At 34.5% G+C, this 20,851-nt stretch carries 19 protein-coding genes and 1 pseudogene; 3 read left to right on the forward strand and 17 right to left on the reverse strand.

Annotation, left to right across the window (positions count from 1 at the left end; all coding sequences use genetic code 11):
* Positions 1–97 precede the first annotated feature (97 nt).
* The 5 genes from dnaB to A9178_RS01635 all read right to left on the reverse strand — a co-directional run bounded on the left by dnaB (position 98) and on the right by A9178_RS01635 (position 2,670).
* Entirely contained in the window at positions 98–1,405 is a 1,308-nt protein-coding gene (gene dnaB, locus A9178_RS01615) for a replicative DNA helicase (RefSeq protein ID WP_068672169.1), read from the reverse strand.
* Positions 1,386–1,727 (reverse strand): hypothetical protein, encoded by a 342-nt coding sequence (locus A9178_RS01620; protein ID WP_068672170.1) that lies wholly within the window; start codon positions 1,725–1,727, stop codon positions 1,386–1,388. Before A9178_RS01620 ends, dnaB begins: the two co-directional genes overlap by 20 nt.
* Positions 1,724–2,143, reverse strand: coding sequence for a DnaD domain-containing protein (locus A9178_RS18500; protein ID WP_231889777.1), 420 nt, complete (start codon positions 2,141–2,143; stop codon positions 1,724–1,726). Before A9178_RS18500 ends, A9178_RS01620 begins: the two co-directional genes overlap by 4 nt.
* Positions 2,144–2,150: 7 nt before the next feature.
* Positions 2,151–2,438, reverse strand: a complete 288-nt coding sequence (locus tag A9178_RS19100) for a hypothetical protein (RefSeq protein ID WP_068672172.1) — start codon at positions 2,436–2,438, stop codon at positions 2,151–2,153.
* Positions 2,439–2,499: 61 nt separating this feature from the next.
* Positions 2,500–2,670 (reverse strand): helix-turn-helix domain-containing protein, encoded by a 171-nt coding sequence (locus tag A9178_RS01635; RefSeq protein ID WP_068672173.1) that lies wholly within the window; start codon positions 2,668–2,670, stop codon positions 2,500–2,502.
* A 176-nt stretch (positions 2,671–2,846) separates the two neighbouring features.
* On the opposite strand from A9178_RS01635, the gene A9178_RS01640 reads away from it, so the two are divergent.
* Positions 2,847–3,446, forward strand: a complete 600-nt coding sequence (locus A9178_RS01640) for a restriction endonuclease (protein ID WP_068672174.1) — start codon at positions 2,847–2,849, stop codon at positions 3,444–3,446.
* 234 nt (positions 3,447–3,680) lie between these two features.
* Here A9178_RS01640 and A9178_RS01645 read toward each other — a convergent pair whose 3' ends face one another.
* Positions 3,681–5,522 (reverse strand): DUF262 domain-containing protein, encoded by a 1,842-nt coding sequence (locus tag A9178_RS01645; RefSeq protein WP_068672175.1) that lies wholly within the window; start codon positions 5,520–5,522, stop codon positions 3,681–3,683.
* Between the two features lie 544 nt (positions 5,523–6,066).
* Positions 6,067–7,449 (reverse strand): Sau3AI family type II restriction endonuclease, encoded by a 1,383-nt coding sequence (locus A9178_RS01650; protein ID WP_068672176.1) that lies wholly within the window; start codon positions 7,447–7,449, stop codon positions 6,067–6,069.
* A gap of 248 nt (positions 7,450–7,697) precedes the next feature.
* On the opposite strand from A9178_RS01650, the gene dcm reads away from it, so the two are divergent.
* The gene (gene dcm, locus A9178_RS01655) at positions 7,698–8,957 is read left to right on the forward strand and encodes a DNA (cytosine-5-)-methyltransferase (protein ID WP_068672177.1); all 1,260 of its coding nucleotides are present in this window, start codon (positions 7,698–7,700) and stop codon (positions 8,955–8,957) included.
* Positions 8,958–9,119: 162 nt separating this feature from the next.
* Here the strand turns inward: dcm and A9178_RS19260 are convergent, their stop codons facing one another.
* The 3 genes from A9178_RS19260 to A9178_RS01670 are packed head-to-tail and all read right to left on the reverse strand — an operon-like array spanning position 9,120 to position 12,687.
* On the reverse strand, positions 9,120–9,899 hold the full coding sequence (locus A9178_RS19260) for a DUF6339 family protein (protein ID WP_231889778.1): 780 nt from the start codon (positions 9,897–9,899) through the stop codon (positions 9,120–9,122).
* A gap of 6 nt (positions 9,900–9,905) precedes the next feature.
* Positions 9,906–10,751, reverse strand: coding sequence for a hypothetical protein (locus A9178_RS01665; protein WP_068672178.1), 846 nt, complete (start codon positions 10,749–10,751; stop codon positions 9,906–9,908).
* On the reverse strand, positions 10,741–12,687 hold the full coding sequence (locus A9178_RS01670; RefSeq protein WP_068672179.1) for a hypothetical protein: 1,947 nt from the start codon (positions 12,685–12,687) through the stop codon (positions 10,741–10,743). The genes A9178_RS01665 and A9178_RS01670 overlap by 11 nt, the downstream gene beginning before the upstream one ends.
* 235 nt (positions 12,688–12,922) lie before the next feature.
* On the opposite strand from A9178_RS01670, the gene A9178_RS19105 reads away from it, so the two are divergent.
* Complete coding sequence (locus A9178_RS19105) at positions 12,923–13,144, forward strand: hypothetical protein (RefSeq protein WP_068672180.1); 222 nt, start codon at positions 12,923–12,925, stop codon at positions 13,142–13,144.
* Between the two features lie 670 nt (positions 13,145–13,814).
* Here A9178_RS19105 and A9178_RS19765 read toward each other — a convergent pair.
* From A9178_RS19765 to A9178_RS01705, 7 genes and pseudogenes are all read right to left on the reverse strand, one after another.
* Positions 13,815–13,925 (reverse strand): annotated as a pseudogene (locus A9178_RS19765) (DUF6339 family protein); the annotation flags it as partial.
* Between the two features lie 157 nt (positions 13,926–14,082).
* The gene (locus A9178_RS01680) at positions 14,083–14,403 is read right to left on the reverse strand and encodes a hypothetical protein (RefSeq protein WP_068672181.1); all 321 of its coding nucleotides are present in this window, start codon (positions 14,401–14,403) and stop codon (positions 14,083–14,085) included.
* 116 nt (positions 14,404–14,519) lie between these two features.
* On the reverse strand, positions 14,520–14,930 hold the full coding sequence (locus A9178_RS01685) for a hypothetical protein (RefSeq protein ID WP_068672182.1): 411 nt from the start codon (positions 14,928–14,930) through the stop codon (positions 14,520–14,522).
* 88 nt (positions 14,931–15,018) lie between these two features.
* Positions 15,019–15,315: a hypothetical protein gene (locus tag A9178_RS01690; protein ID WP_068672183.1), complete on the reverse strand. Its 297-nt coding sequence runs from the start codon at positions 15,313–15,315 to the stop codon at positions 15,019–15,021.
* 121 nt (positions 15,316–15,436) lie between these two features.
* The gene (locus A9178_RS01695) at positions 15,437–16,252 is read right to left on the reverse strand and encodes a DUF1835 domain-containing protein (RefSeq protein ID WP_068672184.1); all 816 of its coding nucleotides are present in this window, start codon (positions 16,250–16,252) and stop codon (positions 15,437–15,439) included.
* A gap of 253 nt (positions 16,253–16,505) precedes the next feature.
* Entirely contained in the window at positions 16,506–17,792 is a 1,287-nt protein-coding gene (locus A9178_RS01700; RefSeq protein WP_068672185.1) for an McrC family protein, read from the reverse strand.
* The gene (locus tag A9178_RS01705) at positions 17,792–20,053 is read right to left on the reverse strand and encodes an McrB family protein (RefSeq protein ID WP_068672186.1); all 2,262 of its coding nucleotides are present in this window, start codon (positions 20,051–20,053) and stop codon (positions 17,792–17,794) included. Before A9178_RS01705 ends, A9178_RS01700 begins: the two co-directional genes overlap by 1 nt.
* Between the last annotated feature and the right edge of the window lie 798 nt (positions 20,054–20,851).

A 20,851-nucleotide genomic window follows, 5' to 3' on the forward strand; every position in this document is an offset into this window, starting at 1 on the left:
ACCCTCATCTTCCTCAATTGAACGTACATACATAATTCAGCCAAGCAATCTTGAAAAAAATGATTCCATCTATTTTTTTAATAAGCTTTTGGAACTCTTAGTTGATCACTTTAAAACTGGGACCCCAATTTTCCCTCTTTCCTTCCTCCACATCCCCAAACCTCCCATACTCCTTCCAAAACTCCATCTCCACCGTTCCCGTCGGTCCATTTCGATGCTTCGAAATAATAACCTCTGTCAGCGTAGGACTTTCCGCCTTTCGATTATAATAATCCTCCCTGTAAAGAAAAGCGATGACATCTGCATCTTGTTCAATGTTTCCCGATTCCCTTAGATCAGACATAAGTGGGCGCTTATCTTGTCTGGATTCGACACCTCGAGAAAGCTGGGACAGGAGAACAATTGGTACTTTTAATTCCATAGCAAGAAGTTTTAATTCCCTCGTAATCTCACCAATTTCTAAATCTCGCCGTTCTTTTCGAATCGTAGTTGGGGTGATGAGTTGTAGATAATCGATGATGATGAGATGATTTCCATTTGGTTCTTTCTGCACTTGATTCCGAATGGTAGAACGAATTTGCGACAGGGTCCTTCGAGTGTCATAAATAGCTAAATCCCAAGAAGCAATAGAACCAATGGCCCGAAATGCTTTTTCATAATCTTCCTCTGAGAATAATAGATTTCGCCACTTTCTCCCGCCCATCATCCCTTCCGCGGAAATCATCCGTTCCAAAAGTTGTTTAGTTCCCATTTCCAAGCTAATCACAAGCGATGAGCCATTGTTTTTACAATGACCTGCAGCTAGATTTAGGGAAAAAGCTGTTTTTCCGACAGATGGTCTAGCCGCCACAATAATCAAATCTCCTCTCTGTAAACCTCCCGTCATCTGGTCAAAATCCGCTAGAGAAGTCATAAAACCAGTCTGTATCGTTTTCTCGGTCATTTCCCTACTGATTTCCATCAAGTAATCCTTTAAGCCTTTCTCCTGAGGAATGTCCCCTGCTTCCTGGATATCGGTTAATTCTTCTAAAAGCACCTCCATGGCATCCTCACTCGGGTTTTCCATATACACCTTGACGAATTCCCGACTTTTTCTTATTCGATAAGCATCCAAAATCAACGCTTCATGTTGCTTGATATTGGCTAGCGTTGCCACAGATTCTGCCAACCGCGATAAATAGAGCGTACCGCCGACCTGATGAATCGCGTCACGGAGTGCGGTTGTCACCGTCACGATATCAATCGGCTGCTTCTTATCAAAAACTTCCTTCATGGATCGAAAAATACTTCGGTGTCTCACGTCATAAAAGTGATCCTCTTCCAATTCCAGATCGTTAAACAACGTCCCCTCCACTAATATGGCCCCTAGTAAGGTCGAATCTGCCTCATAATTTTCCATTTTCATGATTCACCTTCTGTAACACCAATTTCTCTAGTTGCCTTTGAAACCGCCGCTTCGTTTGTTCCGACACTTCCCCTGCTTCCTCCTGCCATTTCTTCACGTTGACCAAATGTTCATTCGGAAGTTTCGGATAGACCGCAATTTCCGCAATGGTTGGAGGATACGGGTATCTAGTAGCAAAATGTGATAGCTTCATCATCACGCCGTCATAATCCATTTCCATCAGACTGGGAAGAAGAACCTTTGCCTTCTTCCGACTCATCTCTACCTTGGGATACATCGCCGCCAAATGCTCTAGCACATCAATCGCCTCTTCCCGCTTCATCCAAATTCCCCCTCTCTTCTCAGTTCATCAAACAACGATTCCTGCTCATCTGGCTTGTTCCGCGCTTTAAACAAGACCATGTTTGAGGACCTTGGTTGATCAATGTAATTTCGGACGTCCTCAACGTTTTCCAAACCCACATTTTTCCACTGTTTCAAGATCTTTTCCAAATAGCTAAAAGTCCGCCCACCTTTTTTTACCGCAAATTCAATGGCTTCCATCACAATCCCCTCGTCTAACTCATCACACCAATCATGTAGGGATTTCATCACAGCAACAGGAAGACTACCAAAGTTTTGTTCGTATGTAACAAGCAATTTTTCTGACGCGATTCTTCTTCCTCTTCTTCTTCTCTCTCTTAAATCATCTATTAAGGGCAATGATTCGATCGTCGATTGGGCAGGGAATTGGTACAAGGATGAGTCAACTGAGTGGACCAATGAGTTCAAAGAATAAACCGGAGCATCCTCGCTTTCCCTTTTCATAACGAATAAATTGCTTTTGTACAAGCGTCGCCCTCACATTAATTAATCCCTGCTTCGATAGACCCGTTAATTTCATCAAAATGGAATTAGGTACACAAAATTTACTCTGACAGCCAGCCTTATTCCATATGGCAAATAAGCTATACCATAATACAATTGCGCTGCTGGACATTTCGTTTAATAATAACCAATCCCGAAAAGCACTCATTTCTTTCAAAATATTCATGTATATTGCTTCCCTCCGTATTTTAATTTTGGAAGGTGCCTTGTACCTAGCACCTTCCCTCTTATTTTCCTTGTTGCTGGATCCACTTCTCAATCACTTCCGGCAAAAATAAAATCTTGCTTCTAATTCGGAAATGTGGAATCTCTTGATCTCGCACTAAATCATAAATGGTATCGGAATGTAAACCTAGAAATGCAGCTACTTCTTTTACGGTCATCGTACGGCGTTCCATGATATTGACCTCCTTTCATATCTATAATCGAAAGGTGTTGGGTTGAGGGGGGAGGGGTTGGGTTATTTTGGGTTTATTTGAAATTTTATAATACATACGTCACACTAAATCTTTCTAATTAATTTAGTATAAAGGTATTCAGATATGTAAAAGATTGGTAATAAGAGGTGACAAATATGGAAATATTGGTATTAATGCTTTTATTAATTATCGGTGGATTAGTATGGTATATAAAGAAACGAAATGAACAAGAAGCAGCCCTAATCGCAAGAAAAATTGAGAGTAGTGTAGAATTAAAAAGAACTATGGCCATGGGATTATGCTATAGATTTAATTTTCCTAAGGTTAAAAATGAAAAACAGGAAAATGTGTTTGAAAAATCAACTAATCTATTTATTAAACAAGTGCCTTTTGAATTTGAAGAATTTGTTGCAGAAATTATGAAGATTAAGTATGGAGGAAGTGTTATTACGACTTCAAAGTCAGGTGATTTTGGGGTTGACTTTGAACAGGATAGGGAAGAGGGACTTTATTTAGGTCAAGCAAAAGCAAAAAAACATGATTTAGATTTTAGTCCAATTGCTTTAGTACACTCAAATATGATTAAACAAGGAGCCCAAGGTGGGTATGTTATAACTACTTCAGATTTTACTCCTTCAGCCAAAAAATATGCGGAAAATCTAAATATCGAACTTATTAACGGGGTAGACCTTGTTACTTATTGGCTTGAATCCATGGACTCAAAAGTTTATGAGTTATCTGAGGAATTTGTGTAAAAATAATAATGCTAATCTTAGGGACTTGCAATAACTACATTAAACAGTAGTTATGACGTCGGCCTCTCACTCTTTTAAAATGTTACGATTTATTATACTGGAAAAAAGTGTCATTCCCTTACCTTGCTAACACTTTAGCGCAGTGGGAGACTGACACTTTTTTATAGAATTTAGGCTCAATCGCTCTTTGCCCTAAACCACATAACGTCATGGGTCAACCAACCATTTACTAATTCACCAAATTATTTTCACAATCTCGAAAAGTAACTTTTGCCTCTCCTCTAATTCATTTGATCCAAACTTATCCATTGGTTCAAATTTCAAATCATATTTTTTTATCATTTGTTTGAAATCTAATTTAGATTTATAACTGTCCTTACGTAACGTTTCATTCCAATATAACGTATTGGAATAGGATTTAAGTTTCTTAGAATAAGACTCATTATTGCTAGAAATATTGTCCTTTCCTTTTAGTAATAATAACCCTCCGAGTCGATTTCGTTCTCTTTCAAACCTCTCTTCGTCATTATCAAATAAAGCCAGGTTATCTGAATTCATTGACAATATGTGTTCAATATGAAATCCATTAACTGTTCCTGTATTCTTAACTAAATCGTATAAAGAGTGTTTCATGTTTAAATTGGTATTATCAGCAATAAAATTCTCAATTCTAGCAAAGAAGTATCTTTTAAATCTTTTGTTTAACTCATTACCGGTTTCTCTAAAAAAACCGTAACTTATCGCCTGATTTGTTTTCACCCCTCGATTTTCAGTTATTAAATGAATCAGCTTTTTATTAAAAATACCTTTGATTTCATCCAAATCATCATTATTGCGAATTTGCCTGCTGATATCGTACATCGCTTCTTGGAAATCGTTACTGTCATAGCCTTTTTGTAATTGAAGTAATGTATATAAACGGTCTACAAGATATGATATTAACTTAATCTTTTCATCTTCCAGTTTGTCGTCTATCTTACAAGCAGACATAATTAACATAAACTGACTGTCCATATCTGTAAGGCCGTTATAATATACATGTATAAAAGATTTATCTTCCTGGTCATAACACGTAAGAAGTTTTAAATACAAATTTGTGTAATACTTAAAATCCTCTTTCAAAAACTTTTTAACAGACTTTGGGTTATGATTCAATTTCAATTGACTGTTTACTTCATCTTGAAAAATGGTTCTATGGTAATTCTTATCATACTTTCTAGCCTCTCCAATTGTATTCGCGAATTTCGCACGTAAATAATAAATGAAAAAATCGTCTATTCCATCATCGTAAAAATAATTTGTACTATTTATCTGGTTATCCCATATATCATTTAACTTCAACTGTTCTAACTCTTCCTTATCAATTTGACCCAACAGTTTTCCTTTTAATATTTCATAGGGTTTAAGTCTTATTCCACGATCATTAATTACCTCGAATACCATAGGAACATCCGTTTGTTCTACATTGAGATTAATAAGAACAAGTCTTTTTAAAAAATAGAATACAAAACGTTCGAATTTATGCTGATTGGTAACATGCTTATTTAAGAAGTTAGAAATTGCTTTATAATTGGATACCATATTTTCTGCTGTAATTCCACTAGAAGTGTCAATATTTTCTAGCAATTCCCCATCAAATAAGTCCTGCATAGCAGATTTATGTTGTTCATGATTCATCCAAAACTCTTTCTTAAATCCAGAGAGTCCAACTATTTTTGAAGAGATCCAATCGCCTAAATCCGAATGAAATTCACTTGCTTGATGTTTTAATTTCATTAATATAAGTGTAAGCGTTGTTAATCGCTGTTGACCATCTACTATGTATAGCCTTCCATCTACATTATTAGTTACATAAGTATTTAAGTAGTACCACGAAAACTTTTCAATTAATCTTTCAATATCTAAATCATTATCTTTCAACTTTTCATACTCAATATCAAACTTATAAAATATATCGTCAAGCAACCTCTTCACGGGTTCCTCATTCCATTTATACTGTCTCTGATAAAAATCAATATAATATGTAGTGTTTGAGAATACTTTATCAATATTTTGTTTATCTGGTGTTACATCCATAATGTATCAGTCCTTTTTCACCTTATTTTAGTTATCGATAGCAAAAAGATTGCATTCATGTCGTCTATATAAAGATTCCAGTTATTTGCCATTCTGTCTAGATATGTAATATCAACACGATACATAAAAAATCTCGAAGTGTTCGCACATCATCTTCCCACAACAGTACTACCCTCTAACACCATTTTCGGTCCTGTAACGTTAACGCATTCCCCTCCATTGCATTCGAATTGTACGTTGGTAATGGCCATTTTGCATTGACCCTTTTCTAATCAATTTGTAGATTTACACCTTATCCATTTATCTAAATTCCACAAGGTTTTCTGTACCAGTTTTATAGTAGATTAATTATGATTCACACTGTATTATAGCATAATAGATAAATTCCCGAACGGCTTTTCGGTTAGTCCCCTGCCATGCTAACACTTTAGCACAGTAGGGGACTGCCCCATTAGCCGTTAGTACTATAAACTCCATTAGTAATTGATTCTTCTAAAGAACCGATGTTGTTTAAACTAAATATATATCCCGCCAAATAGTCCCCTTACTTTCTTACAATCTCCGCCACATACTTCCTATCCAACCAAAAAGCCTGTTTTGTAATCATTCTTCCATCTGGTAGAGATGTTTTATCATTACCATCCCTTGCTTTAGGTCTTATATGACAAAGTCCATTGTGACCAGGTTTAGGTAAATTATTCTTTGTAATAACCCGGTTTTTCTGTTGTATATGCGTCATCTCAATACCACTGTTAATCAATGTTTTAACCTCTAACCAAAAACTCCTTAATCTTCCTTCAATTTCATTAGAAGGTAGATTCCATAATATAACCCCTTTAAAATAGAGCTGTCGATTAGGATTTTGCTTTAATGTCTCCTTATAGTAAAAAACTACAAATAAAATTTTCGTTTTTTCAAAGTAGCTTTTTAACCAACTCTCATCCCAGTCTTCCTCAGACCATTCGTAAAAATCGATATTCTTAAAAGACATATGCTCTTTTGGTATACCTTTTGGTTCTAATCTAATTGTCTTTATTTCTATATTTGCTTTTTCAAACTCTTCAATTTGATTAAGTTTCGTACCACGAATTCCAAGTAAACCACTTATAAATTCCTGTAGAAAACTTTTTGACTGATAATTAACATCTAAGCCGGTAATTTCCCCTATTTCATCTAATGTCATCTCTCTATAAGGAGCAAACCGTTGTTCTAGAAGCTCAAACAAAGAATTCTTTTTAAGCTCTTCAGGCGTTGTAAATCTAACAAGATCCTCTTGACTAATTAATTTACGAACTAAAGTAGTCATATAACTTTGTTTAAGAGAAAAGGCTCGCTGCATAGCTGGTTCATCACTATAAGGTTGTGTACGTAGTGAATTTTTATTTGCTCCCTTTGTACATGCAGCTAAATAGTTAGTGTCCGCTTCAGATAACTCATGAGCTAATCCAGACCTAACTTTTTGAACAATCATTTCCCAATCTTGTTTAATTATTTCTAGATCTTCTTCAGAATAAGTATGTAAGTGTGCCTTAATGATTTTATAATCTGCTCTTTTTATCTTAGGAATCCATTCGTAAAATAGGATAAGAAGTTTCTCATTCTTTTTCCAAAAACTTGATGTATGAAATTCGGAAAGCACTTCCTGATGATAGTTAATAATATTTAAAACCAGTCTTTCTTTTGCGGAAAGACTTCCATTTTTATTTTCCTTAATAGGAGTGACCTTTAATTCTATTCCTAATTCAGCAAAGTCGGCTTCTCTGTTTGAATTAACTTCATACCCAAAAAAGCTCTCTTCAATAATTTGGCCAAGCCCACCTTTTGCTCTTTCATTTTGAATTCTTCCACTTTTATCAATCTCACCGAAAGTGCTACCTTCTGCTTGTTTCGATTTATATAACAGTTCTTCTGGCGTTTCGTATATCATATAAGTAACCCCTTTCCTATTATTATTCTAACAAAAAACACATTGTCTAAAAAGATTATGATTTCGGACCTTTTGAAGGTATATTACCCCAATTCGAATAAAGAATTAATGCTATAGAAAAAAATCCCCTTTTTTGATAGAATAGTATTCTTAGATTAATTTGAAATACATCTATTTTTTAAGTTTGATCTTGTCTTTTTTTATCAAATTAGGTTATAATATAAAAAAGGCGAAAGGATGTTCGTATAATGTCTACAAATAATTCAATAAATGTCATAGAGTTGTTCGCCGGTGTCGGAGGATTTAGATTGGGTTTGGAACGTGCTAATAAAGAGCTATTTAATGTAGTTTGGGCCAATCAATGGGAACCCGGTAAAAAAGCCCAAGATGCGTTTGATTGCTATACTCGTAACTTTCATAGTGGTGAGCATATAAATAAAGATATCGCCACAGTTACAAATGAAGAATTTCAACAAATTCCAGCGGATTTGATAGTTGGGGGATTCCCATGTCAAGACTATTCGGTTGCTAGATCGCTTTCTGGAGAGAAGGGAATTCAAGGAAAGAAAGGTGTTCTCTTCTGGGAAATTGAACGAGCAATTGAAAATACGCAACCTAAATATGTGTTGCTAGAAAATGTCGATAGATTGCTCAAATCTCCTTCCAAACAAAGAGGACGGGATTTTGCGGTTATGCTTGGTACGTTTAGAAATTTAGGTTATACAGTAGAGTGGCGAGTCATTAATGCTGCAGAATATGGCTTTGCTCAAAGGCGGAGACGTGTTTTTATCTTTGCTTACAAAAACGGAATCTCCTTCTCAGTAAATCAACAACAGTTACAACTTAAAGAAATAGTTTTCCAAAAAGGTTTTTTTGCTAAACCATTTCCGGTTAAAAACATTCCATATAAAAATAGAGAAGCTTCTAACGAAATTTCAGATGACAGGGTAGAAATATCAGATAACTTCTCCTTCAATTTCTATAATGCAGGTATAATGAGAGATGGATATATATACACTGCTCATGTTGAGCCAATTGAAATAGAACCCACTCCATTAGCAGAAATCCTAATTAATGAGAATGAAGTGGATGAAAAATTTTATCTTTCAAAAGAAGATGAAAAGAAATTTGAGTATTTAAGAGGAGCCAAAAAAATCCCTCGTATCTCAGCGGACGGACATGCGTATACTTTCTCGGAAGGCGGGATGTCCCCAACTGACGATTTAAATAAACCAGGTAGAACTATGCTAACTAGTGAAGGTACCAAAAATAGGAGTTCACATATTGTAGAGGTCAATGGAAGAAAGAGGTTCTTAACCCCAATTGAATGTGAAAGATTAAATGGTTTTAACGATAACTGGACTCTAGGTATGTCTGATAGAATGAGATACTTCTGTATGGGCAATGCGCTCGTAGTCGGATTAATCAAGATTATGGGTAATAGAATAGAAGAAATTGAAAATATAAAATCTTATTCAGAAGAAGTACAAATTGAATTATCATTGTAAGCTGATACCATAGTATCAGCTTTTTTAATGTAAATAAAAAAGGAACTCAGAACATAAATCCAAGTTCCTACACAAGTTTATATAGAAAACCCAGAATTCTACCTATTCTCCATAGGTGATATAATTATTTGGGAACCTATCCACTTTATTAAAGCCTACTAATTAAACCTTCAACTTCTTTCCCTCTTCCATCACCACTTCCACCCCATAATACTTCCTCAAATAACTATCCACCATCTCTTCCACTTCCTCTATTGAAAGCATATCCAAAATCATAGCACCACCAACGACATTTAAATACTTATTCGCCTGCACAAAATGATCACGTTTGATGGATATTCCGCTGTTCTGCCATCTTTTCAAAGTTCTCAAGATACCTTTTGTAATATTCGGATTGGAAGTCAAATTACTTGCAAAAAATACGACACTTCTTGCTGAGAAATCCTTTTCACAGAAGAAGTCTGTTAACCAATATGGATTTTCTCTGTTCGATTCATCATAAGTCATGTAACCTACCCACCATAGACGGGCTATGATATGCACAAATAATGACCGTTTTTTACCGTTTTTAAAAAACACCGCAGTATTAATCCGTTTGTCATTCTTATTCTGTAATTCTTTCTTCAATCTGTAGTAGGTAAAATCTCTAAACTGCAAATGCGCAAGACCGGACCACAATCTTTCTTGGGTTGCTTGTGAAACATTTAAATCTTTCAGGGCATTATAAATAAGCTTCACGTTTTCTCTATCACTAATCGCATAGTCCTCATTGTAATTAAGCTCAGGCATATCGAACTCTATTTTTGACTCTATTACTCTACCGGATTCCTTGAAGTAATCATCAAACCACTGATTGTCCTTGTTATAATAGTTTTCTTTATATGCATTATAATTTGTCCGTAAATCCATTAATGTTTCATCGGATACAAATTCTAGTTTCATCGAATTTTAATCCTCCATCTTGTTGATTTTTTCAATTTCTTCAAAAGTCGTTCTCAACGGCTTTCTTAAAACCATTTGTGCTGCCTTAAGAGCCGATAAAGAGTCGCTTCCAACATCTTCTATACGGTAATTATTCTCATCAAATATATTCTTCAGAACCTGATACCAGGTATATTCCTCTATATCTTCCTGGCCGTCCTTGATTTTGGTAAAAACATATACCAAACTTGGCAGGATAACATTAGATAGAATGGTATTCTTTAGGTTCGATTTTGCATTTAACGCATATTGATTATATTCATACTCTGGCAATGAAATCGTAATAATATCTGATGCGATATCAACTTCCATAAATTCATTTTTAAGAGATTTAGTTACCTTTGCAATAGAAGGTAAATTCAGCATTTCCATGTTATCTTCAAACATTGTTGTTTCAATAGCATCTCCTATGGCAAGTATATTCCCTTTTTCAAACGTAATAGGTATATCTTGATACCATTCACTTAGACTATCATTGGTATAATTTTCCATTCTTTTATTAGCAATGATAAAGGAATGCAATTCAATTTTTCCACGTAGTTCTTCAACAGGAATAGATACTTCCAAGTTCTTCGTAAACGAACGATACACTTTTCTGAAACTAGCCTGAGCACATTCTACATGGATTACATAAATACATGCTTCCTCTTCTATTAGTCTTTGAATCTCTTCATTATCTAAATGAAATTGGGCATGAATTTTTATTTCACCAAATGAGTGATGGACATCGAAATTCACGTGAAAACTTGAATTAATATAATCCTCGTTATTCATATATAGAACAGGGTACGGATAAGATGTATTAATTCTCATAGAGTTCCACCTCCAATACACAATAGTCCGGGTAGTCAATATCAACATCAAGCATAAACCGCTTGTTCTTTTTCAATGAATTTAAATAGACCATATTGGATGTGTGTTTTTCAACAGTCACATTAGCATCATTTGTGATTGCTTGTTTTATTGGTAAATCATAATTACTTTGCTCTCCCATTACACGAAACACCAATCGAGCCCTTGAAAGTGTTTTTTGTGCTGAAATGATAAAGCGATATTTACCGTTGGCCTTATCGATACACACATATTTTTGGTTCATTTCAATCGGATATTTACTCGGTTTTCTTTGCCGTTTTTTATCTTTTTCTCCGTCTTCATTTGGATTTAGTTCATTATCTCCACCAGGATTACCGGTTCCGCCACCTGCATTTCCACCATCAGTCGTAGTTTCACCATTACTCCCACCTTCGTTACCAGAAGGAGTAATGCCGTATTCACCAGCTAATTGCTCCTCAACATCTTCTATCTCCATCCCCTTATTACGTCTAGAGGTTGTTTTTGATTCCTGTTTCTTTTCCTTTTTGATAATTTGTTTAATAGAAGAATTTAATGATTCCGTTTTATTCGTAGATTGACCAGAGTCTAAGTTTGCATTTGGTAAAAAATCGCTTAATCCTACTGCATCCATTTCGTCTGTAATCTGTTCTTGAAACTTTTCTTTTACAGTATCACGAATAAATTTCCGTAATTCAGTATAAATTTCCTTTGCTAATTTTGGATCCTTTTCATAACGACTTTCTGACCATTCGTTATGCGCGGGGTTTTCCATTTGTTTAAAAATATTGTTCATGTTGGCTCCTGTAATCATCAAAATTCCGGTAAATGAAATACTCCCGCTAATATTCTTTTGCTCAAATATACGCATTCCAGTTTTTCTGGTCATCAGTACTCTTCTATTCAAGTCTTCTCCATTCATTAGAAGTAGTTCCGCTTCTCCTTCTTCAAATTGGATTCCCTGTTTATATTTTTTGGCTGGATAAGGAATGACAATTGTTTTACTTGAGGTTAATAGCTGAAAATAATTCTTTAATTCTTGGTTTTCTTTCGTATCCTCTAATTCACCAATTAATTGTCCTATATTGTGATCATTTATTTCCATATCATTAACTTTCACTACTAATTTCTTCTGGAAAACCGTAATGAAAAAGTTATATAGGATAGATTTTATAATTTCATTTTCCCAATCCTGCTCCTTAGGATGAAAGGCTGAAACATAAATGTCCGTTCCCGTTTCCTTTCTATGGAACGTGTCATCTAATAATAATTGTCCAGGTATCGCAGTTGAATTCTCATTATCTGTAAAATAACCATTGCCTAGTGTAATATGGTCATGATCTTTTCTAAATGACATAATATTAGCCACGCCAATATGAGATGTATAATTGGTTATATCATACGAGGAGTAAAATAAAGTTCTTAGGTTTGAATTTAAAAAGGGAGCTGATTTTCCAATTCCAAAGCTCCCACCAGAACTATCCTCTTTATTGGAAGAACCAGCTTCTTTTATCAATGAAGACCAAGGTGATCCAAGCTTTCCATCCTTAGCACCTTCCAGTCCCTTAGTATTAAAGTCACTAATACGTAAAAATCTCATTTCACTCTGGTTCAAAATCATTAGGGCTTCCTCAATGAAATCCTCACTCTTCTTATTATGGCCTCGCCATGTTCGTTCACATAATTCGAAGACGTTTAATAGCTCATCTTTATTTGGAAATTTATTCGTATCCACTTGAAAACTTTTAAATTCAACCACAACCGGTTTCGATTTATCCTTTACCGCATCTAACGAATTTTGACATATTTCTCTTGTTAATGAATCAAGTGCGTTTCCTCTAAAGGTTTCCAATCCGGCATTGTTAATGGAATTAATCAATCCACCAGTTGCAGCTGGAAAATTCCAGTATGTTGTCATTTGTATCCCCCTGTTGAAAATGTAAATAACATTTAATCTTATGTATGATGTAAAGAATATTTACTAGTATAATAGTACCATAATAAATCCTAGTTGAGTTTCCAAAAAGCAGGATAAAAATTCCACATAAAGATAACAATGATTATTATAGAAAAGAATATAATCAAGAAAAAAATAGAAAAGTTATTACATAAAATGGAACCTAAAAACAATATCTTTTAGAAAGGAAAATACAATGAATGCTTTAAATAATATTACCTTGCCAAATTATATGGATGAAAAGACAGGTTTACTTTATGTACGAGCTCACGATAGTGAAAAAATCCGCCAGAGTTGGAAGATTGATAAGAGTAGAATTCTTATTTTTGAAAGGATATGGAGCAATATATCGAAGCAATCAGGAATATCGGGTGGATTAATGCTACGGAATATATTGTTAGGCAGAGTGAGGGAATGATTAAATTTGGTTTTCCGTTTAGGCAAGAAGTTTATTAAAATAACACTTATTTAAATAACGCATTAGGTATTAAGGTTCAATAAAAAAGATAGTTAAATTATAACAGTTTTTTTATAAACAAGAGAATATTCCTAGCCATTACTGATCTTTTTAACAACCACTACAAAAATCATCCAATTTTCATCTTTAATTGGTGGATTTTAAACACTAAATTGATTATTTTTCTGTTCACTTTTTTACAGTTTGGCCCTCAACTTGAACCACAATTTGGACCAAAGTACGGACTGATAAAAGAACCACAAAATGAACCGCTGCACGAACCACAATGTGGCCCCATTATATAAACTAAACGAAACGAAACAAAATATATATATTATTGTTGATAGGGATTGTTTTTTAAAAATTTTTGTTTACGCAGAACGGCATTTAAACCATTTCCAAAATTAACACGCTAAATGTTTATCCTTTGAAAATATGTTTCGCCTCGAAATCCGGGCGGGAAAAGTATATTTAAAGAGTTAAAATTTTCATAGCAATTAAACTATTACTCTTTACAATTCAAAAATAAGGTGATATGCTAGAGCCACCATAAAGTATTTGCTGTCCCTCTCCCATTATCCAACCATCTTGTACATCCGCTTTTGTTTAAACCATAGCTCCTTTTTGGCATTCACCCAATTTTTTCACTGAAGAAGTCTGTTAACCAATATGGATTTTCTCTGTTCAATTCATCAAAGGTCATGTAACCTACCCACCATAGACGGGGTATGACATGCACAAATAACGACTGTTTTTCTCCGTTTTTAAAAAGACTCCATTGTTAATCCGTTTGTCATTTTTATCCTGTAATTCTTTTTTCAACCTGTAATATGTATAATCTTTAAACTGCAAATGCGCCCACAATCTTTCTTGAGTCGCTTGTGAAACGTCTAAATCTTTCAGATCGATATAAAGTGACCCGGTTGCCATTGATTGATTTTCCAAATAGCATCTTCCTGGACCAATTTGTATTTTGATTCTTCTGTACTGCATGGATTGTTTGTTCTTAATTGGAACAAGCGGAATACTAAAAGAAAAAACAATAATACAAACCCGAAAATAATACCATCTTGCACAACCATTCTATATGAATCATCAGTTTCTTCGACTTGTTGGTTAATGCTGTCCGCCACTTCACTTAAACCACTACCAATAAATCCTCCCGCAAGTAAAATGCAAATTCCCACGAAAATTAGTATACTGTTTTTCTTCTTTTCCAATTTCATTCTCCCTTTGACCTAAAATTATTTTTTATTCTTTACGCGACTAACCTGTATCTTTACACGAGAAGAATTTTTCCACTTAAATCATCGCACCAGATCGTTAAAAATTTAAATTAGTATTTCGAAAATGTTGTGACACTACGATTTGATACCACTGTACGTGTTTCAAGTTCATTCAACCAATTCTTTTTGTTCAATTGGTATTCTCCATACTCATCCTTATATGTAAGCTGCAAAAGATTAATCGTTCTTGCTTCTTTAGGGACATTGATTGACTCTGGTAATACCTTTTTTCCATCCCAGTATTCATAAACTTCAACTGCATCACCATACTCCATAAATTCATCTAAAAATGAAATAAAGTGCCGTTTTTCATATCCTAAAATTTCATAAACATATGGCAAGGTTAAAGGTAACTTCATACAAAGAAGGTAATCCTCACCTGATACAATATCAATATTGTATGTTTCCAATTCCAAATCTTCCATAGGTCTCATAGTCGAAATTAATAGATGACTTGACATCAAAATCCATCCTTTTACATTATAAAATCTATTTTAGCTCCACTTACGCTCAACTTCCTGTAGTTAGATATATTTGTATTAAAGCTAACTAATTAGCCCAGTCAAAACTTCTTATGATAAATCCTTGTTTCTTGGCATATTCGTTAATCGCTTTAAGTAGTTTACTTTTAGAGGCGGAAAATGAATGATGAATTTCTCTCTTTTTATCTATTACATATTCTTCAAAAATAATAAAGTTTAATAAGTCCATCTTTTTAACGACAAATTGATTACATTCATATTCTCCACATCTAATATTACTTGAATATATAAAGTGAATAACTCCATCATAATATTCTTGATCAGTAATCTCAGTTTCCAAGAATTCTGTCAATATTTCTTGCATTGAAACACATCCTTTAATCAAATTCCATCACTTATATATACTAAATTGGCTCAGTTTAGCATAAATCATGATTCAACACTTCTTCCCGTTAGCACAAGATCCACTGTTCTTGGCGACTTCCCTACACAACTTTTATTTTATACATACGCATAGATTGAAGATTACCTTCATAAGCCAAATGATTAGAATGAATGAGTGCACGTATTCTATATTCAATCCAAGAGTCGGATAACGGTTCCTCCGAATTACCTACTACCTCACCAATAACTCTCATTGGATTAATAAACTCATGATTACTCATTTCATGATGCAGCCGTATCGCACATTCCAATATAAATGGGTCGTCCCTTGTTTCTACATCATCAACTATTTCTTCATTCTGCCAAGAGCGAACCATACTTTTACTATTTAACAACCTTTCCCCATCTCGTACATAATCGCTTTTCATATTCTCTGATAGTGGATAAGTCGAATGCTCTTGAAAATGGGCAAGCTGCTCCGCATTACACTCCCCCGTTTGGCGAATATTCATTTTGACATCTTTTTGCTTTGTATAATCATTCATGGCATGAAATGTATTTACATAACTTAACCCAACTTCCTTATCCTTTAACAAATAACAGCTAATTCTAAGTCCTATTTGCTCTGTTGCATTTTCACAAGTCCAAATCGTTACTTGCTCACCATCCCCTATTTCCAACAACTTTTGTAATGACTGATGATAAGTTGTTTGATCATCTTCCAAATAGCCCCACACTGTGTGAAATGAAGACTTCAACCAAGAAAAATAATGATGGATACCGTTTTCTTTATGAATGTTTGTAATTGGCCCAATCGAAAAATCAATTGGAAATCCAATAACTTGATGCTCTTTTTTCTTACTTAGAGTGTGTTTTAAACTACCTGTTGCAGCAGCTCCAAATATAAGATGAATCACGACACCGCCCCCTCCTTATCTAGCAATCACACCCTATCCCTATAGTTCCGTAGAAAATACATATAAAGTGAAACTCAATCAGTGGGGGTTTTCTTGCATCCCCCACTGATTGTTAGTTGAACTTATCAGGGCGCCACTGGCTGTTGTCCCCCACTTAGATTTCTTGGTTAACTCGAATTCTTGAAGTGAGGGTCTTACAGCCAGTTAAGAAGTGATAAATGGAAATTGTCCCATACTTGATGAACAAAAGCTTTTAAATAATACCTTCGATGTAAAGTACCAACACCTCTTCCAAATCCTCCAAAGTTCTATCCACATCATCCAACCGTATCATTTTCATCTCTATATATTTTTCAGGAACCGTATCTGGTACTAACCATTTTGGTAATAGACCTTGCTCGTTCAAAGCCGGATAAAGAATAATACAGCGTTGAGCAGTTTTATATGCTGTAATATAAGCATACATTTGGTAAATATCTCCTTGATTATAATTCAAGCGGGAATTAGCAAAAATACTTTTCCACTTCGTATCCAAGATTACCATAGGTATTTGCTCATTTTGCTCCATTCTCGATACGACGAAATCGGGTTTCAATGAAATATTCTCTCTACCGGAAAATACATTAACCAATAATTTTTTCTGTTGATGTTGCAAATCAACCTTATAGAATGTAGGTGCTAATAATATTTTTAAACATTCACCGACATAAGCCTCGTATAGATCATTCATTTTAAATAAGTAAGAAAAAGCGATTTGTTTACTAACTCCCGAACTCATGATGGTTGATTGGATAATTGCGATTGCCAGCTGTGATATACCTTCATAATGTTGGTTTTGCCTATTGATCTCAATCGAGTTTAAAAAGGATTGCTCTACCCCATAGAGATCATCTACTTCATCCAGCATTTCAAAAATCATCCACATCTGCGTTTGAAGTGATCCTTGTTTTACAAATGGTTTGATAATTTTTAAAGCTGCTTTTAATACTTGATTTAAAGGAACATTCGTAGAAAGCTCGTCAAATTCACAATAAGCATTCACGGATTGGTAGACATTTTTTTTAACATGCTGAGAAACTAGTAGTCTTCCTTTTAAATGTTTGAGATTATGTGTTTTTTGTTCGTAACTACGATACAATCCTCGTCTCAGTGTTTTATACATTTCCGTTACAAATAAATATGCCAATAAGTGAGATAAATCAACCTTTTCAAATTCACTAGTGGTACGGTTATTTAGCTGAACGGGTAATTGTTTGGTCACACGTAACATATTTAAAAGAGACCTTCGATTGAATGAGTTACTTTCCAAATTTACATCTAGCTTAGGTAGTATTTCAATTCGAACGGTTTTCAATTGAATGATACCAACGAGATTGATAAAGCGAAGCCGATGAATTCCAATTTCTACTATATTCTCTCCTTTATATTTCTCATCCAGGAATTGAAGAAGATGTTCCCATTCTACATTTGTGAGCCCACTAGAATGATTATCATCCAGATGCAGCCAATCGAATGCTTCTCTGATTGTAATATTTTTCATTATTCATAAATCCCTTTAATATCTTCAACGGTAATATTTTCTTTGACTCGATATTTTGGTGGGAAGTCAAAGCTAGTATAGTCGGTTGCACGCTTAAATAAAGCGGAAACATCCACTTTTTCCTGATAAATAATATAGGAATCCTGTTCACCCCTACCAATTCCACCGAGTACTAAGCCAATCTTCTCCCAATCATCGTAAAAATAATCTTGTAAAAGCGGGATTATCTTATTTTGCATCGTCATAATTAATTCATCCAAAGACCCAACATTCATGAAATAGGCATGTCCAATCATATGATCCCTACTATATAATGCCTCAATTCGTTGATTTATACGATGAAGGAGCGTTGGTAAATCAATATCTTCTACCTGTGTTAGTAAAGATGGCTGTGGAACAATTTCTTCAAATCCAAACCTTCTTCTTAATGCAGTATCCATTAATGCAATAGAACGATCGGCTGTATTCATCGTACCAATGATATAGAGATTCGGCGGAAGGACGAACGTATCCCCAGAATATGGGAGTTTCACACGTGTTTCATTTTCTCTCGTTAACCGTTTATCTTCCTCTAATAACGTAATTAACTCACCGAATACTTTTGAAATATTAGCCCGATTAATTTCATCAATAATCATGACAAATCGATTGGCTGATCGGAAATTAAATGCATCTTTTTGCTTAAGGGCCTCCATTACTTTTTCTTTTCTAGTCTCGTAATCTTCCATTTGGTTATTGGATGATGGCAGCCCAGCATAAAGGGCATCGATTACAATTTGTTTAAAGACTCCATCTTTTGGTACAAATGCAGTTCCATCCGAACGTAACCCCTCAATAAAATCTTCATAAGAAAAAGATTGATGAAAAGTAATAAAGCGAATTTGACCATTTTGTTGGTACGCTTTGTATTTTTCTTGAAAATCCAAACTTTCCTCTTCTAGTTCTTCTGAAGTTCGATTATAGAGTATCTCCAGTGACCTTGTAGAAACTTGATAGGTTTTCCCCGTACCAGGAGGTCCAAACAGGATCGTATTTAGATTAAATGTTAGTTCTTCATTATCCAAGTCAGGTTTCATCTCTTCCATCATCGACTTAGTCTCCGTATTTCCTCTTTTCATCATATTAGAATTCGGAAACACTAGGTGTAGATCTCGCTGTGGTAGCTTAGCTGTTTTCGTTTCGTGCACAGGTTTCAACTGGTCAAGCATCAATCGAGGATTTAACTTGGTTAGCTGAGTTAGCTTCAGCCAAATAACTTCACCTTTAGATGAAGCCGTACTTAAATCTACAATCTCTGAATGTGTTGGAACCTTGTCCTCATGTAAGTAGATTTGCTCAACGGATGTCATCCATTCCATTTCTTTTTTAGCTTGATCACAAATATATAGATTCACATCATGAAGGTGCTTTATCGTCTTCAAATTTATGGATTCTGTATATATCCTTCCAATCACATACGCATTTTCATTCAATTGTTCCTCTAAATGGATAATAGATTCACCTGATTGAAAGGATAAGAGTGAACAATCTAGATTTAAAGATTCACTTCTTATCCCAAATTGATAAATAAGCTTATCCAACTTTTTATATTCTTTCTGCTTTAAAGGCGGGTCTAATTTATCTACATCAGCAACAATTAATCTTAAAATCACCGAGTTGTAAACATAGTAGATTAAATCGTTATCATTATTTCTCTTTGGAAAACTTTGATATGTATGTAGTAAATCCAAATAGTCATCATCTGACCTTTTTCCGAACATAAGTCTGTTTAGGCTTCTTTCAAACTTATAAGCAACAATATAATCATCTGGGTTTTGGATATTCTTCACAATTGAATAAAGATGGACAAAATGACCACGAAGATTTTGCGGCATTTTAAATTGATCACGAATTATTCGGTAATCCGTTTCCACTTTTATCTGATTAAATAAGGAAACAAGATCCAACTTATCCGCGGTAAAGTTATTAATCATATTATTTGTTTTTACCAACGTGTCTATTGAACTCCTAAAATTATCTAGGTCTTCTACATCTTCCTCTGTAAAGTCTTTACTAGAACTACGAATCTTTCTTATGACTCTTCTAAAGGATTCTTTCTTTTCATCCCCCAAATTAGTAGCGTTATCCACCCGATCTTCAAAACTTAGATGCCAACTGGCAGTTAGTTGATATTGATCTTCGTATATTTCTTTATGATTTTCAAGAACTTCTTCCAATGTAATTCCTTTATATTTGTCAATAATCTTCTGGATTCTTTCCATAGGTAAGATAAATTCTCCTTTTAAGGTAATAGTTTTCTTTAAAAAGGGTCAGTTTTAGTTCCCCACTCTGCTAACATTTTAGCACAATGAGGAACTGACCCTTATATAAAGTATCAAGAAATTCTTAATGAGATACGTTCTTCCGGATTAATCGTTTCCTCCGCTACTTGATTGGCATATTCAATTGCGATAATTGTCTTTACCACACTGGCGAGAGGACGTTTTCAGTACTTTGTCGACTAATCATAACTTCCCCATCAACGGTTAAATAGATGGAAGTTAAATCTGAGTTTTCGTCGATATATTTCTGTACATAACAGGTATAAATTCCCCTTTATAGTTGACTTAAGTATTGGAGTAAAAAGTTCTTCAAAATGACAGAATGAACAAGCGTACCAGTTTATAAATAAGACCTTTTCCTACTAATCATTTACTTTTCAAGACTTAGCCTATTAGGTTTATGATAATAGAGATGATAAAATAGGTTATAAATCCTAATAAAAATATGATTATATTCCCTTTGTTAAAGAACTTTTTCAACTTCATTACTCCCTTTCCTATAACTTCATCCTGCTGAACATTATTTAACTCACCTACTTATTTGCAAATGCACATAAAAAACCTTCTAACTAACTGCACTCATAAAACGTTTACATCTATTTCTACGGAAAAACGGATAAAAAGTTTCACGAATTAAAACCCCCCCACTCTATTATCGTTTCAATTTTAATAAACCGCCAGTCAACTCAAGCTGTGCTAATCACTCACTCCGTCCCTATATGCAAGAAGGACGCTTCC

This window comes from Oceanobacillus sp. Castelsardo (assembly GCF_001659985.1).
Lineage (GTDB): Bacteria > Bacillota > Bacilli > Bacillales > Amphibacillaceae > Oceanobacillus.

Coding starts and splice junctions, on each gene's coding strand:
- dnaB (WP_068672169.1), bottom strand. CDS start 1,405: ATGAAAATGGAAAATTATGAGGCAGATTCGACCTTACTAGGGGCCATA.
- A9178_RS01620 (WP_068672170.1), bottom strand. CDS start 1,727: ATGAAGCGGGAAGAGGCGATTGATGTGCTAGAGCATTTGGCGGCGATG.
- A9178_RS19100 (WP_068672172.1), bottom strand. CDS start 2,438: ATGAATATTTTGAAAGAAATGAGTGCTTTTCGGGATTGGTTATTATTA.
- A9178_RS01635 (WP_068672173.1), bottom strand. CDS start 2,670: ATGGAACGCCGTACGATGACCGTAAAAGAAGTAGCTGCATTTCTAGGT.
- A9178_RS01640 (WP_068672174.1), top strand. CDS start 2,847: ATGGAAATATTGGTATTAATGCTTTTATTAATTATCGGTGGATTAGTA.
- A9178_RS01645 (WP_068672175.1), bottom strand. CDS start 5,522: ATGGATGTAACACCAGATAAACAAAATATTGATAAAGTATTCTCAAAC.
- A9178_RS01650 (WP_068672176.1), bottom strand. CDS start 7,449: ATGATATACGAAACGCCAGAAGAACTGTTATATAAATCGAAACAAGCA.
- dcm (WP_068672177.1), top strand. CDS start 7,698: ATGTCTACAAATAATTCAATAAATGTCATAGAGTTGTTCGCCGGTGTC.
- A9178_RS19260 (WP_231889778.1), bottom strand. CDS start 9,899: ATGAAACTAGAATTTGTATCCGATGAAACATTAATGGATTTACGGACA.
- A9178_RS01665 (WP_068672178.1), bottom strand. CDS start 10,751: ATGAGAATTAATACATCTTATCCGTACCCTGTTCTATATATGAATAAC.
- A9178_RS01670 (WP_068672179.1), bottom strand. CDS start 12,687: ATGACAACATACTGGAATTTTCCAGCTGCAACTGGTGGATTGATTAAT.
- A9178_RS19105 (WP_068672180.1), top strand. CDS start 12,923: ATGAATGCTTTAAATAATATTACCTTGCCAAATTATATGGATGAAAAG.
- A9178_RS01685 (WP_068672182.1), bottom strand. CDS start 14,930: ATGTCAAGTCATCTATTAATTTCGACTATGAGACCTATGGAAGATTTG.
- A9178_RS01690 (WP_068672183.1), bottom strand. CDS start 15,315: ATGCAAGAAATATTGACAGAATTCTTGGAAACTGAGATTACTGATCAA.
- A9178_RS01700 (WP_068672185.1), bottom strand. CDS start 17,792: ATGAAAAATATTACAATCAGAGAAGCATTCGATTGGCTGCATCTGGAT.
- A9178_RS01705 (WP_068672186.1), bottom strand. CDS start 20,053: ATGGAAAGAATCCAGAAGATTATTGACAAATATAAAGGAATTACATTG.